The organism is Bradyrhizobium genosp. SA-4 str. CB756 (assembly GCF_000473125.1).
Lineage (GTDB): Bacteria > Pseudomonadota > Alphaproteobacteria > Rhizobiales > Xanthobacteraceae > Bradyrhizobium > Bradyrhizobium arachidis.
Genome location: NZ_KI421499.1, coordinates 4,116,066 through 4,130,332, shown reverse-complemented (window position 1 = coordinate 4,130,332; position 14,267 = coordinate 4,116,066). Strand labels below are relative to the sequence as shown.

At 65.4% G+C, this 14,267-nt stretch carries 13 protein-coding genes; 10 read left to right on the top strand and 3 right to left on the bottom strand.

The genetic code is table 11. The features are described 5' to 3' along the window. Positions 1-26: 26 nt before the first annotated feature. The 3 genes from BRAGE_RS0120410 to BRAGE_RS0120400 form a co-directional block, all read right to left on the bottom strand. Positions 27-968 carry an acetamidase/formamidase family protein gene (locus tag BRAGE_RS0120410; RefSeq protein WP_416207743.1) on the bottom strand — a complete coding sequence of 314 codons (942 nt, stop codon included), beginning with the start codon at positions 966-968 and terminating at the stop codon, positions 27-29. A 19-nt stretch (positions 969-987) separates the two neighbouring features. Continuing rightward, positions 988-2,406 (bottom strand): cytosine permease, encoded by a 1,419-nt coding sequence (locus BRAGE_RS0120405; RefSeq protein WP_027557187.1) that lies wholly within the window; start codon positions 2,404-2,406, stop codon positions 988-990. Between the two features lie 288 nt (positions 2,407-2,694). Then, positions 2,695-3,189: a MarR family winged helix-turn-helix transcriptional regulator gene (locus BRAGE_RS0120400; RefSeq protein ID WP_027557188.1), complete on the bottom strand. Its 495-nt coding sequence runs from the start codon at positions 3,187-3,189 to the stop codon at positions 2,695-2,697. A gap of 156 nt (positions 3,190-3,345) precedes the next feature. Between BRAGE_RS0120400 and BRAGE_RS0120395 the strand changes: the two genes are divergently transcribed. The 10 genes from BRAGE_RS0120395 to BRAGE_RS48920 all read left to right on the top strand — a co-directional run bounded on the left by BRAGE_RS0120395 (position 3,346) and on the right by BRAGE_RS48920 (position 14,201). Continuing rightward, a complete protein-coding gene (locus BRAGE_RS0120395; protein ID WP_027557189.1) occupies positions 3,346-4,623 on the top strand; it encodes an amidohydrolase/deacetylase family metallohydrolase in 1,278 nt (425 codons plus the stop codon). Between the two features lie 9 nt (positions 4,624-4,632). Then, a complete protein-coding gene (locus tag BRAGE_RS0120390) occupies positions 4,633-7,026 on the top strand; it encodes a xanthine dehydrogenase family protein molybdopterin-binding subunit (protein ID WP_035729897.1) in 2,394 nt (797 codons plus the stop codon). Continuing rightward, the gene (locus BRAGE_RS0120385; RefSeq protein ID WP_027557191.1) at positions 7,023-7,859 is read left to right on the top strand and encodes an FAD binding domain-containing protein; all 837 of its coding nucleotides are present in this window, start codon (positions 7,023-7,025) and stop codon (positions 7,857-7,859) included. Before BRAGE_RS0120390 ends, BRAGE_RS0120385 begins: the two co-directional genes overlap by 4 nt. After that, a complete protein-coding gene (locus tag BRAGE_RS0120380) occupies positions 7,856-9,055 on the top strand; it encodes a xanthine dehydrogenase family Fe-S subunit (RefSeq protein WP_027557192.1) in 1,200 nt (399 codons plus the stop codon). The genes BRAGE_RS0120385 and BRAGE_RS0120380 overlap by 4 nt, the downstream gene beginning before the upstream one ends. Positions 9,056-9,147: 92 nt before the next feature. Further along, positions 9,148-10,302: an ABC transporter substrate-binding protein gene (locus BRAGE_RS0120375; RefSeq protein ID WP_027557193.1), complete on the top strand. Its 1,155-nt coding sequence runs from the start codon at positions 9,148-9,150 to the stop codon at positions 10,300-10,302. 125 nt (positions 10,303-10,427) lie between these two features. Beyond that, complete coding sequence (locus BRAGE_RS0120370) at positions 10,428-11,300, top strand: branched-chain amino acid ABC transporter permease (RefSeq protein ID WP_027557194.1); 873 nt, start codon at positions 10,428-10,430, stop codon at positions 11,298-11,300. After that, the gene (locus BRAGE_RS0120365; RefSeq protein WP_027557195.1) at positions 11,297-12,343 is read left to right on the top strand and encodes a branched-chain amino acid ABC transporter permease; all 1,047 of its coding nucleotides are present in this window, start codon (positions 11,297-11,299) and stop codon (positions 12,341-12,343) included. The genes BRAGE_RS0120370 and BRAGE_RS0120365 overlap by 4 nt, the downstream gene beginning before the upstream one ends. Continuing rightward, complete coding sequence (locus BRAGE_RS0120360) at positions 12,343-13,125, top strand: ABC transporter ATP-binding protein (protein WP_035729894.1); 783 nt, start codon at positions 12,343-12,345, stop codon at positions 13,123-13,125. Before BRAGE_RS0120365 ends, BRAGE_RS0120360 begins: the two co-directional genes overlap by 1 nt. Next, positions 13,118-13,822: an ABC transporter ATP-binding protein gene (locus tag BRAGE_RS0120355; RefSeq protein ID WP_027557197.1), complete on the top strand. Its 705-nt coding sequence runs from the start codon at positions 13,118-13,120 to the stop codon at positions 13,820-13,822. The genes BRAGE_RS0120360 and BRAGE_RS0120355 overlap by 8 nt, the downstream gene beginning before the upstream one ends. After that, positions 13,815-14,201 (top strand): Rieske 2Fe-2S domain-containing protein, encoded by a 387-nt coding sequence (locus BRAGE_RS48920; protein ID WP_051377953.1) that lies wholly within the window; start codon positions 13,815-13,817, stop codon positions 14,199-14,201. Before BRAGE_RS0120355 ends, BRAGE_RS48920 begins: the two co-directional genes overlap by 8 nt. Positions 14,202-14,267 lie beyond the last annotated feature (66 nt).

Here is a 14,267-nt window from a genome sequence, read left to right as displayed (position 1 = left end):
GGCGCCTGGTCCAGCGAAGAACGCGGTCAGGGCATGCGGGATTTCGCCAGGACGCAGTGGACGCCCTTGTTGCCGTCGACCATCTGCGTAATCCTGAGGTCGGCGGCGATCGAGCACAGCGTATAGGCGTCCTGCGTGCTGAGGCCGCTCCTCTCGCGGATCAGCGCGATCATGTCGCGCAGCGCCGCCTTGGCCGCATCGTCGAGGTCTTCATCGAATCCCATCGTGATCCAGTCGACTGCGGTTTCCGCGCGCGGGGAGGCGAGGCGAAGATCGCGCCGGACATGGAATTCGAAGGTACCGGTGAGAGCAGCCTCGATCGCCGTCAGGCAGACCTCGCCATCGCCCTGCAGCGCATGGCCGTCGCCGGCGGAGAACAGTGCGCCCGGCACGAAGACAGGAAAATAGATCGTGCTGCCAGCGCCGAGCTCCTTGTTGTCCATGTTGCCGCCGAACGCCCGCGGCTCCTTCGAGGACAGCCGGCCCCAGCCCGGCGGTGGCGCGACGCCGAAATTGCCGAAGAAGGGGGACAGCGGCAGCTCTTGTCCCCAGGGCAGGCGCGCCACGTTGCGCGCGCGGTCAAGCGGAATGTGGATGCGACGGAATTCGGGAAAATCCTCGGGTAGCGTGCCGAGCATCGGCACCTGGAGGTTCCAGCCCCAATTGCAGCGTAGCTCGATATTAAGCACGCGCACTTCCAGCACGTCGCCGGGCTCGGCGCCCTCGACGTGGATCGGCCCGGTGAGCAGGTGCGGCCCCGGACCGCGAAACGTGCTTGCCAGCACCTCCGCATGCCCGGGAACGATGTCAAAGCCGAGCGACGGATCGGGCAGATCGTCCGGCTCGCCCGAAAGCGTTTCGATGGTCACCCGGTCTCCGGATGCGATCCGCAGCACCGGCTTCAATCGTCCGTCCCAGAGTCCCCACTGGACGTTTCCGGGAATGGATCGCAGAACGTGGTCCATCACTCTACCGTCACTGCCGCTGCTATCTGCCTGCGCCGCTCGCTACGATGGAGGAGGGTGAGGTCGAGAGCTTGCCGAGCCCGAGATAGACGAGGCCCGCAACCCCGATGCCGAACAGCCAGCTCAGGTCGGCACCGCCGAGCAGGTTGATCGAGATCGGCCCCTGCAGCGCGCCGACGAGGCCGTCCTCGACCAGCCATCCGGCAACGAGGCCCGCAAGGAAGGCGATCATGCCGGCCCAGTTGATGTCGCCATAGGCGCTGGTCTCCGGCGAGCGATAGAGCTCGGCGATGTCGATCTTGCCCTTCCGCTTGATGAAGAAGTCGGCCAGCACCACCCCGGCCCATGGGCTCATCCACAAGAGCAGGCTGATCATCCAGTTGTCGAACGCTTTCGCGAAAGACGGCGCGAAGATGAAGTACAGCGTGACCAGATAGCCGGCGACGCCGACGATGACGGTGAGCCAGAAGCGCGAGAATTTCAGCCCCGCGCTCAGCGCTGCCAATGTCGCCGAATAGACGTTGAGGATGTTGGTGGCGATCGGGCCGTGCAACACCATCAGGAGGACCAGGATGCTGACGGGCCCCCCAAATACCGCGCTCACCATCTTGGCGGGATCGGTATCCAGCGTCGTCGAGGCGATCGTCGCGCCGAGAATGCCGAGCCAGACCGTGGGTACGAACATGCCGACATAGCTGTACCAGAAGACGGATTTCGACGGCACGCTTCTCGGCACGAAGCGCGAATAGTCGGAGGCCCAGGTCACCCAGGAAATGCCCCAGCCGACCCCGATCGCGGTCGTCAGCAGCGTCAGCATCGCCAGATGTGCGCCCGGAGCCAGCGAGCTCGTCAGGCTCCAGTTGACGACACCCGGGCGCGTCCATGCCAAGACGCTCATCAGCACCATAATGGCGATGGTCGGCGGCACCGTGTACTTCTCGAAGGTGCGTATCGCGTAGAAGCCGTAGATTCCGATCAGCACCTGCACGGCCATCACCAGCGTGATGACGACGATCTCGATCGGCCATGTGTCGGGCACGCCGAACTGCCCGAGGATGCCCATCGAGACCTTGACCGGGAAGTAGGTGTTGACCCCGATCCAGCCCAGCGTCATCAGGAACATCAGGATGCTCGGCAGGTAGGCGCCGCGGACCCCGAACGCGGAGCGGCTCAGCACCATCTGGTTGACGCCGGTCTTGTGTCCCATCACCGTGAAGGTCGCGAAGATCGCGCAGCCGACGATATTGCCGAGCACGATGACTGCGATCGTCTCCATCAGGCCTAGCTTGAGGATGATGCCGAGCGCGCCGAGCGCCCAGTTCACTGGCGCGATGTTGGCGCCGGCCCAGATCCACATCTGCTGCGGCCCGGTTGAGTCCCGGTCCGCATCCGGAATTGGCTCGATGCTGTGAAGATCAGCGCGAAGTTCGGAATCCGTCATGACATCCCCCAATACGAAGCACGCTTCGCATCATCGCAGCATAAATCGTGCCATCGGTTGTGGCCGGCCGGAGCAGGGCCCGCATCGATGCCTGATGCAGTCTCGCTTGCGTCGGATTGCTGTTGGATTCTCAAGGTCGCTTCGACCTCGGGTGTGAACTGGCGGCCGCAACCATGAGGTGGCGATCCCACGCGCGAGCCAGTGGGCGAGAGGCAAGGGACGTTGCATGGCTGAGCAGCGGTACGATGATAAATTGAGCAGCCCAATCCAAAAGCGCGGCAGCTGCGTCTAGTCGAATAGGGCATTGGCACTGTCGCGACTGGGGTGGCCAGCCACGATGCGCTGCATCATTTCGATGAACTGCGCCTGCTCCCGCTCGCTGAGATCTCCCAGCGTTGCGCGATGCGCCCGTCGCGCCGCGCCCTCGATCTTGACCAGCAAGGCGGCGCCGGCCGGTGTCAACCGGCACAGGCGCGCCCGGCGATCGTCCTTGTTGACCGCGCGCTCGACCAGGTTTCGTACCGCCAGACGCTTCAATGCGCCGGTCGTGGTGGTGCGATCGAGGGCGATATCGGCCGCCAAAGTGGTCTGATCGGCGGTTTCGCGCACCGCCAACGCCGAGAGAAGGCTGTATTGCAGCGGCGTGACCTCGAACGCGCCGCAGGCTTCCTGAAACAGTGCGACGTGAATCTGGTGCAGCCGGCGGATCAGATATCCGGGTCGTTGCGACAAGGGCCACGGGCGGTGCCTGCTCCCGCCGCGACGTGTCTTCGCCTGCCGCAATGCACACTCTCCCAATCCAAACCCTGCCGCGCTTAGCTCGATTCGAGTGCGCCCGCCACCGCCGGATCATGGCACGAAGCTTGCTTTTGTCAAAATGCGAAGCATGCTTCGTAATTCGGGCGATGCCGTCGCTCGTTCAGGGAGAGGAGAGCGCCCGTGTCCGTTACTGCCAGCTTCGACCTTCTGCTGCGAGGCGGTCGCGTGATCTGTCCGGCCTCCGGTGTTGACGGCATCAGGGACGTCGCCATCCGCAACGGCAGGATTGCAGCCGTCGCGTCCGACATTCTGCCGACCAGCGCCAAGGAGGTCGTCGACGTCAGCGGCAAGCTGGTGCTGCCCGGGCTGATCGACACCCATGCGCATGTCTATCAATATGTCTCCGGCCGCTTCGGCATGAATCCGGACATGGTGGGCGTGCAGTCGGGCGTGACGACGCTGGTCGACCAGGGCGGCCCGTCCTGCATGACGCTGCCCGGCTTTCGTCACTTCATCGCGGAGCCCGCGGCCTCACGAGTTTATGCCTTTCTGTCTGCCTACCTCGTCGGCGGCCTCGAAGGGCACTTCTATCCGCAACTCTACAGTCCCGATGGCGTCGACATCGACGCCACGGTCAAGGCGGCGGCGGCCAATCTCGACATTGTACGCGGCATCAAGGCGCATGCCGAGATCGGTGGTTTCGCGCGCTGGGGCATTCGCGTCATCGAGATGGCGGCGGAGATCGGAAAGCGCGCCGATCTTCCGGTCTACGTGCATTTCGGCCAGCTCTGGGGCCTGCCCGAGAGCGGCGCCAATGGCGAGGATGCTGACACGATTCTTACGCGCGTGATCCCGCTCCTGCGTGAAGGCGATGTTCTCGCTCATCCGTTCACGCGTCATCCCGGCGGCTTCGTCAACCGCGAGGGTGAGGTGCATCCGGTGATCCAGGCCGCGCTCGACCGCGGCCTGAAGGTCGATGTCGGTCACGGCAGCCACTTCTCTTACCGGCTCGCCAAGAAGGCGATTGCCGCCGGCATCATTCCGACCACGCTCGGCGCCGATATTCACGGCTACAACACGCATGTGCCCGCGCCGGCCGGAACGCCCGACCAGCACGAGGACGAGGAGAACCATCCGTTCGCAGGACAGGCCAAGTTCAGCCTGGTGCAGGCGATGAGCTCGATGATGGCGCTCGGTCTGTCGCTGGAGCAGGTGGTGCCGATGGTCACCTCCAATCCCGCAAAAATGCTCGGCCGCAGCGAGGAGATCGGCGCGCTCAAGGTCGGCATGGGTGCCGACGTCTCCGTGCTCACGGAGAAGAACGGCCGGTTCGTCCTGAAGGACAACGAGAAGAACGAGGTCATCGCCGAGCGCCTGCTGCAGCCGGCCTTCTGCCTGCGCGCCGGCACGCGCTTCGACGCGGTCGCACCGATCCTGCCGCAGGCCGTCGCGGCATAAGTCCGCGCGGTGAGGGAGAACGCCGGCGTGCGCAACGAACGAGAGTTTCCTTCTGGCAAGTCCGGGCAGGGCGTTGGCGCGCGGCTGCCGCGGAAGGAGGATGACCGCCTGATGCGCGGCCGCGGCCAATACGTCGCCGACATCAGGCTCGCGGGCCTTCAGGACGTCGCCTTCGTGCGCAGCCCGATGGCGCATGCACGCATCCGCGGCATCCACGTGCCCGAGCGTTATCGCGGCAGCGTGTTCACGGCGGCCGAGCTCGTCGGGATCAAGCCGATCCGCGCGGTATCGGGGCTGCCGGGCTTCAAGATATCCGAACAACCGGTGCTGGCCGCCGGCAAGGTGCGCCAGGTCGGCGAGCTCGTTGCGATGTGCCTGGCGCCGACGCGCGCCGAGGCCGAGGACATCGCGGCCTCCGTGACGCTCGATTTGGAGGAGCTGCCCGCGGTCTACGACATGCTGAAGGCGCGCGAGCCCGGCTCGGCGCTGGTGCATGAGCATTGGGGCGACAACGTCTTCCTCGAGACCAACTACGAGGTCGACATCTCCGCCGCGCTGGATGCGCCGATCAAGGTGACGCGCGAGATATCGACGGCACGGCAATGCATGTCGCCGCTGGAGGGCCGCGGCGTGGTTGCGACCTTCGACCGGCGGCTCGATCAGCTCACGCTGCATTCAGCGGCACAGATGCCACACATCACACGCAGCGGCCTTGCCGAGTGCCTCGGCATGGAGGAGGGCCAGATCCGCGTCATCTCGCCCGATGTTGGGGGCGGCTTTGGCCACAAGGGCATTCTGCTGCCGGAAGAAGTCTGCCTGTCCTGGCTGACCATGCGTAACGGCCATCCCGTGCGCTGGCTGGAAGATCGCCGCGAGCATCTCGTCGCTAGCTCCAATTGCCGCGAGCATCATTACAAGATCACGGTCTATGCGGACCGTGACGGCACGCTGCGCGGCATCGATTGCGAGGCGACCGTGGATTCCGGGGCGTACTCGTCTTATCCGTTCTCGGCCTGTCTCGAGGCCGCGCAGGTCGCGAGCATTTTGCCCGGCCCTTACAAGATGCCGGCCTATCGCTGCCGCACCTTCTCGGTTGCGACCAACAAATGCCCGATCCTGCCGTATCGCGGCGTCGCGCGCACCGGCGTCTGCTTCGCGCTGGAGCTGATGCTTGATCTCGTGGCGGCCGAAGCCGGGCTCGAGCCCGGCGAGGTGCGGCTGCGCAACCTGGTGCTGCCGGAGCAGATGCCGTTCGACAACATCACCAGGAAGCACTTTGACAGCGGCGATTACCCGGAAGCGATGCGGCGCGCGCTCGCCGCCATCGACATCGAGTCCATTCGTGCCAAACAGAGCCTGGGCGAGGTTGACGGTCGCCGCATCGGCGTCGGCGTCTCCATCTATTGCGAGCAGGCGGCGCACGGCACCTCGGTCTATTCCGGCTGGGGCATCCCCATGGTGCCGGGTCACGAGCAGGCCTCGGCACGCTTGACGCCGGACGGCGGCCTCGAATTGCGCGTCGGTGTGCATTCGCACGGGCAGGGCATGGAAACGACGCTTGCCCAGGTCGCGCACGAGATCCTCGGCGTCGAAATTGCAAAGATCCGCATCATCCTCGGCGACACCGCGATGACGCCCTATTCGACGGGGACCTGGGGCTCGCGTTCGATGGTGATGGCCGGCGGCGCGGTGGCGACGGCCTGCCGCGAGCTCGGCGAACGCGCAAGGCGCATCGGCGCCAAGCTGTTGCAGCACGATCCGGCCGCCGTGGTGTTGCAGAATGGCGAAGTGCGCGGCGTCAATGGCAATGTCAGCCTGAGGGCGATCGCCCACACCTGGTATCGTCGCCCGCAGGATCTCCCGGCCGATGTCGATCCCGGCGGGCTCGAGGTGACGCAAGGCTACAAGCCCGTCCGCGACAGCGGCACCTTCAGCTATGCCGCGCATGCGGCCGTGGTTGCGGTCGATCCTGATCTCGGCGAAGTCGAAATTCTGGATTACGTGATCGTCGAAGACGGCGGCGTGCTGGTCAATCCGCTCGTCGTTGACGGCCAGATCTATGGCGGTCTGGCGCAGGGCATCGGCACCGCGCTCTACGAGGAGATGCCGTTCGATGCCTCCGGCCAGCCGCTGGCGACGACGCTCGCCGACTATTTGCTGCCGGGCCCGACCGAGGTTCCGGCCGCGCGCCTCGATCACATGGAAACGCCGTCGCCCTATACGCAGTTCGGCGTGAAGGGCATCGGCGAGGGCGGTGCGATTGCGCCGCCGGCCGCCATCGCCAACGCCGTCAACGACGCGCTGCGTCCGTTCGGCGTCGAGCTGATGCAGTCGCCGATCACGCCGCATCGCGTCGTCGAAGCCGTGCTGGCTGCACGCGCCGCCGAAAGGAGCGCGGCATGAAACCGGCGCCCTTCAGTTATGAGCGTCCACGCGATCTCGACGCCGCGCTGTCGATGCTGGCCGCAAGCGGCGGTTCGGCAAAGATCATCGCCGGCGGGCAGTCGCTCGGACCGATGCTCAATCTGCGGCTGGTGCAGCCGGAGCTGATCGTGGACATCTCCGGCCTGGCCGAGCTCAAGCGGGCCGAGGTTTCTCGTGGCGAACTCGTGCTCGGCGCCTTGGTCACCCATGCCGACATCGAGGATGGGCGCACGGCCGACGTGACCCGCGGCGCCATGCGCGGCGTCGCCGCCAACATCGCATACCGCGCGGTGCGCAACCGCGGCACGATCGGTGGCTCCCTCAGTCATGCCGATCCCGCCGCTGACTGGATCTCGTCGCTCGCCGCCCTGGGTGCGCGCGTGACGCTGCGCAGCCTTGGCGGCGCTCGCACCATGGCGATCGAGGCCTTCGTCGTCGGCGCGCTGGAATCGGCGCTGCATGCGGGCGAAATCGTCGAGGCGATTCACGTCCCGTCACGCGCGGCCTCGGCCCATTGGGGCTATGCCAAGAGCTGCCGCAAGACCGGCGAGTTTGCCCACGCCATCGGCGCTGTACTGATCGATCCAGTTGCTGCCTCGGCGCGTGTCGTGATCGGTGCGATTGACACGACGCCGATCGTTGTCACCGATGCCGCCGAGCTGTTCGGCGGGCGGATCGCGGCCGACTACAAGCAGCGCTTCGACGCTCGCGTCGCGGATGGCCTTCTGACCAAAGCCGGCATCGACGACGTCGCGCAGCGTCACATCCATGTCAGCGTGTTGAAGCGCGCCGTCCTGGAGGCCGCGGCATGACCACGATCGCACTTCAGGTCAATCGCCGTGCGGTCGAAGTTTCGGCCGAGCCGCGGACCAGCTTGGCCGATTTCGTCCGCGATGAGCTGGACTTGACCGGCACCCATCTCGGTTGCGAGCACGGCGTCTGCGGCGCCTGCACCGTGCTGCTCGACGGCGTGCCGGCGCGCTCCTGTATCACCTATGCGGTGGCCTGCGCGGGCGCCGACATCACCACCATCGAAGGGCTCGATGAGGACGAGGTCACGACCGAGTTGCGCGCAGCCTTCACCCGCGAGCATGCCCTTCAGTGCGGCTATTGCACCCCGGGGATGCTGGTCTCGGCGCGCGACTTGGTGTTGCGTCTGCCCGATGCCGATGAGCGGCGCATCCGTGTCGGCCTCAGCGGCAATCTCTGCCGTTGTACCGGCTATGTCGGGATTGTGCGCGCCGTCCAGTCCGTCATCGAGGCGAGGCGTGCGCGCAACATCGCGCCGCTTGTCGATGGCGGCCGGACCAGTCTCGGCCCCGCCGGATCGGGGCGAGCCACGTTCAGCGGCGACGAGCCGAGGCCTGCGCGGCAGATCTCAGTGGCGGCATCAGACGGCGCTGCACTGGTCCGAATTTCCGATTTCATTCCGGCGACCGTTCTCGATCAGCGCTTCACGCTGCCGCATGCACCGACAAGGGTGTTCGCGATGTTCGATGACATCGCCGGTATTGCATCCTGCCTGCCCGGCGTATCGCTCACGGCGCCGCCAACGCCGGAGCGCGTGGAGGGCATGATCAGCGTCAGGCTCGGGCCGATCGCGGCGTCCTTCGAGGGCGCCGCGCGCGTCGAACGCGATCCCGCAGCGCTATCGGGACGCATCGTCGGCGTTGGCGCCGACCAGCGCAGCCATTCGGCGACGCAAGGAGAGATCCGCTATCGCCTGCTTCCGCTCGAGGGCGGCTCGGCGACCGCCGTCGAAGTCTCGATCGGGTACACGCTCACGGGAATGCTGGCGCAGGTCGGCCGGCCCGGCCTGGTGCGGGATCTTGCCAAGCGCCTCGTTGCGGAGTTCGCGGGCAATCTCGACCGCCACATGTCCGGCGCGCCGTCGGGGCAGGTGGCCGCGGCAGAGCTCAGTGGCTGGTCGATTGCCTCGGACGTTTTGCGCGCCCGGCTGGCGCGCATGTTTGGCCGCGTCTTCACTGGAAAAGGTGGCGCGGAATGATCGGCGTGCCGGCACCGGGGAGTGACGAAGCCTTGAACGACCTTGGATTGGACGACCCTGGATATCAACAGCGTGGGATTTGGAGAGACAACATGACACGAGCACTCGGACTGGTTCCGGCCATCGCGCTGGCGACGGCCTTGTTCGGCGGCACGGCAGGGGCGCAGGCCATCAAGATCGGCGTCAACGAGCCGCTCACGGGCGCGTTTGCAGCCTCCGGCACCTACGTCGTCAACGGCGCCAAGATCGCTGCCGATGAGATCAACGCCAAGGGCGGCATCCTGGGCAAGAAGATCGAGCTCGTCATCGAGGACAACAAGAGCAACCCGACGGAGGCCGCCGCCGTCGCCGAAAAACTCATCACCAGCGACAAGGTGCCGGTGCTGATGGGCGCATGGGGCTCGAGCCTGACGCTCGCGGTGATGCCCAAGCTGATGGAATACGAGACCCCGATGGTCGTCGAGACCTCGTCCTCCGGCAAGATCACGACGACGGGCAATCCCTTCATCTTCCGGATCTCGCCGCCCTCGGCGGTCGAGGCCGCCGCGTTCAAGGGCATCGTCGACAAGCTCGCGCTGAAGAAGGTGGACTTCCTCGTCATCAACAACGACTGGGGCCGGGGCACTGCCGAGGACTTCAGCAAGATGATGAAGGACAAGGGCATCAGCATCGGCCTCGTCGAGACCATGGACCAGGGCGCGCAGGACATGAGCGCGCAGCTCTCCAAGATCAAGAGCTCGGATTCCGAGACGGTGATCGTCACGACGGCGGTCGATCAGCTGACGCTGATCTTCAAGCAGGCGGCCGCGCTGGGCCTGAAGAAGCGCATCATCACCACCGGCGGCTCGCAGAACCCGGACCAGATCATCGCCCAGGCCGGTGCCGCCGCCAACGGCACCATGCATCTGACCACCTTCCTGCCGTGGTTCCCGGACAAGACGCCGAATCCGGAAGCCACCAACTATTTCATCACGGAATGGAAGAAGCGCGGTTTCGAGTTCGCCGGCTGCACCGAGAGTTTTCGCGGCTATGACGGCATCCGCACTGTGGCGGCGGCGATCGAGAAGGCCGGCAAGGCCGAGCCAGCCGCAATCAAGGCGGCGCTCTGGGACATCAATATCAAGGGACTGAACGGCGATATCGTGTTCCGCAAGTCCGGTCCGGAGGGCAAGGAGAGCGGGCAGAGCCAGCCGAACGTCTATCTCATCGAGATCAACGACGGCAAGGTCGAGCTGAAGACGCTCTAGAGCATGATCCGGAAAAGTGTGAAGCGGTTTTCCGGCAAGATCATGCTCAAACAATAACGCGCTTCGTCGACGGCGAGGGCGGTGCATCACTGCCCTCGTCATGTGCGATTTATTCGGGAACGGCTTTGAGCGAATTCCTTCAGCATCTGGTCAATATGCTCGTGCTCGGCGGCACCTATGCGCTGCTGGGCATCGGGTTGACCTTGATCTTCGGCATCATGAACGTTGTGAACTTCACGCACGGCGTGCTCTACACGTTCGGCGCCTACATCATGTTCATCGTGGTGCAGCAGCTCGGGCTGAATTTCTTCCTGGCATTGCCCGTCGCGGTGCTTGCCGGGTGGCTGCTCGGAGCAGCCATCGAGCTGACATTACTGCGACCGCTGCGCGGCTCCGACATCGACACCACGATGCTGGTCATGATCGGCGCCTGGATCGCGATGCAGTCCGGCACGCTATGGATCTGGGGCGGTGTCGCCAAATCGGTGGCCACGCCATTCCCTGAGACGCCGCTGGTGCTCGGACCGGTGTCGGTATCCTGGCTTCGCCTGTTTGTGCTCGCCGCGGCGGCAATGTTGATCCTGGTGACGTACCTCCTGATCAACAAGACCAGCCTGGGACGTGCAATGCGGGCGACGTTCCAGGACCACGACACGGCCTCGCTGATGGGTGTCAACGTGGACATGATCTACACCTCGACCTTCGCGATCGGCTCCAGCCTTGCCGCCGCCGCCGGCGCTCTGCTCGGGCCTGTCTACGTGATCTTCCCGCAGATGGGTGATCTCGCCGCCGTCAAGGCCTTCGCCATCGTCATCCTTGGCGGCCTCGGCAATATCACGGGCGCGGTGATCGGTGGCTTCATCCTGGCGCTGGCCGAGGAATTGGGGGCGGGCTACGTCTCGTCTGGTTACCGCGACGCCATGGGTTTCGTGATCATCATCGCGGTCCTGATCTTCCGACCGACCGGCCTGTTTGCGCGCGCGGAGCGGGTTGGATGAGAGCCGCCGTCACCATTTTCGCCGTCGCGGCCCTGGCCTCGGTGCCGCTCTGGCTGCGCGATCCCTATCTCCTGAACGCGCTGATCACGACCGGCATCTTCGTCATCGGCGCGATGAGCCTCAATCTGTTGCTAGGCTTCACAGGCCAGCTCAGCCTCGGCCACATCGCTTTCTTCGGCATCGGCGCCTATGTCAGCGCGCTGACGTCGCTCGGCTTCGACGTCGGTCTGCCCGGAGACGTCCGCCTGGTTCACGCACCTTGGCCGCCGATTGCAGGCTTCTTGCTGGCCATCCTGGTCGCCGGAATGTGCGGCTATTTCGTCGGGTTGCTCTCCTTCCGCGTCCGCGGCGCCTATTTCGTCATCGTGACCATCTCCTTTGCCGAGGTCGTCCGGCTGGTCGCGCTGAACTGGGTCGAGCTGACGCAGGGGCCGCTGGCACTGACCAACATTCCATCCATCGCGCTGCCCTTGCCCGGCCTTGGTGAGCTGACGCTGCGCACCAAGATGCAGAACTACTATCTCGTGCTGATCGTGGCGCTGGTCGCCTATCTCCTGATCGCCCGCCTCGTTCATTCCCATTTCGGCCGTGCGATGCGGGGGCTGATGGAGAACGAGACGCTCGCCGTCTCTGTCGGCATCGACGTCACCAGGACGCTGACGGTGGCAGCCGTGATCTCGGCCGCGATCGCGGGCGCGGCCGGCAGCCTCTATGCGCACTACATCCGGATCATCGACCCCGAAGTGTTCGCCTTCATCAACACCGTCACCATGGTCATCATGGTGATCAGCGGCGGCAAGGGCTCGCTGGCCGGGCCCGTGGTCGGCGGCCTGATCTTCGGGCTGCTGCCGGTCGCGTTGCGGCCGGTCATGGCGCCGGAGGCGCAGTGGATCGCCTATGGCGGCGTGCTGATCGCCATCCTGTTCGTGCTGCCCCGTGGCATCGTGCCCTCGCTCGCACAGCGCTTCATCCGACGGCGCAGCGGCGCGCCGGCGTTGGCATCGGTCGCGCTCACCGAAACCGGTGCCAAGGAGCCGGCGTGATGACCGCGCGCAGCATTGCCATGACCATCGAGCAGGTCGCCGTCCGCTTCGGCGGCCTGGTCGCGATCTCCGACATGAGTTTTACGGTCGGTGAGGGCGAGATCGTCAGCCTGATCGGGCCGAATGGCGCCGGCAAGACCACCGCCTTCAACGTCATGACTGGTTTCCTGACGCCGAGCGCAGGCCAGGTCACCTATCAGGGTACGACGTTGACCGGGTTGAAGCCGCACGAGATCGCCGATCTCGGCCTGATACGCACGTTTCAGCGCACCAGCGTGTTTCCCAACGACACCGTCTACGACAATCTCCTGATCGGTCTGCATCGTCAGGGCCGGGTTAGGCTGCTCGATGCCATCCTCGGGCTGCCGGGCGCGCGCGCCTCGGAACGCAGGCTGCGGCAGCGCGCGAGCGAGTTGATCGAATGGGTCGGCCTCGAACGCCGCGCCCATGATGCGGCCGGCTCGCTGTCCTACGGTGAGCAGCGCCTTGTCGGTGTCGCGCTGGCGCTGGCGGCGGAGCCCTCGATGCTGCTGCTCGACGAGCCCGTCTCGGGCATGAACGCCTCGGAAACCCACCGCTTCGTCGAGCTGATCCGCAGCATCCGCGACCGTGGCATCACCATCCTGCTGGTCGAGCACGACATGCCGATGGTGATGACCGTCTCCGACCGCATCGTGGTGCTGAACTATGGCCGCATCATTGCCGAGGGGACACCGGATGTGATCCGCAACGATCCGGCCGTGATCGAGGCCTATCTCGGACATGGAGCGGGGCGTGCTTGAGATCCGCGACATGGTGTGCGGCTATGGCGGCGTCACTGCGCTGCGTGGCATCTCGCTCGACGTGAAGGCCGGCCAGCTCGTCGCCCTGATTGGCGCCAACGGCGCCGGCAAGAGCACGACGCTGCGTGCGATTTCCGGCCTCGTGCCGCCGCGCGCAGGGCAAATGCGGTTCGAGGGCATCGACATCACCGGGGCGAGACCACCGCGCGTGCTCGCCAGCGGGATCGCACATTGTCCGGAAGGCCGGCGCGTATTTCCGCACATGAGCGTCGAGGAAAATCTCGACATGGGGGCTTACCTCCGTCGTGGTTCGGGCGAGATCGCGGCCGACCGCGACCGCATCTACGCGGAATTTCCGCGGCTCGCCGAGCGGCGCCGGCAGGCGGCGGGCACGCTGTCGGGCGGCGAGCAGCAGATGCTGGCGATCGGGCGCGCGCTGATGTCGCGGCCGCGGCTGATCATGTTCGACGAGCCGTCGCTCGGCCTTGCGCCCAACATCGTCGAGCGAACCTTTGCAATCATCCGCGGTATCCGCGATGCCGGCACCACGGTGCTGCTGGTCGAGCAGAACGCGTTCGCCGCGCTCGAGATGTGCGACCACGCCTATCTGCTCGAGAATGGCCGCATCGTGCTGTCAGGCGCAGGCTCCGAGCTGATCGAGAACGAGCATGTGCGGAAGGCCTATCTCGGTGGATGACGATGCCGCCGGCTCGGCTGGCTTCGGCTGGACGCCGGTCTGCAATCTCGACCGCCTGAGAGCGGAGACGATCGTTCACGTACATGTTGCAGGCTTCGACCTGCTGGTGATCTGGAACGACGGCGATGCCGTCGCATGCGACCGCGCGTGTCCGCATGAACAGGCGGATCTGGCTCTCGGACAGGTGAGGGCCGGCCGGCTGTTCTGTCCGCGTCACGCGGCATCGTTCGATTTGCGCGACGGGGCGATCAATCCGGGATGGCCGAGCCCGCCGTTGCGGCTTTACCCGATACGGATCACAGGAGAACAAATCTGCGTGGAAGTGCGAGCGCAGCAAGCGCGACGTCATGCCCCTGTTTTGCCCGACGAGTCAAAATGATCGGTGGTGTCGCCTTGCCTGCAAAATTCGTCTTTGAAAACAACGGCATTCTACTGTGCATGGGGT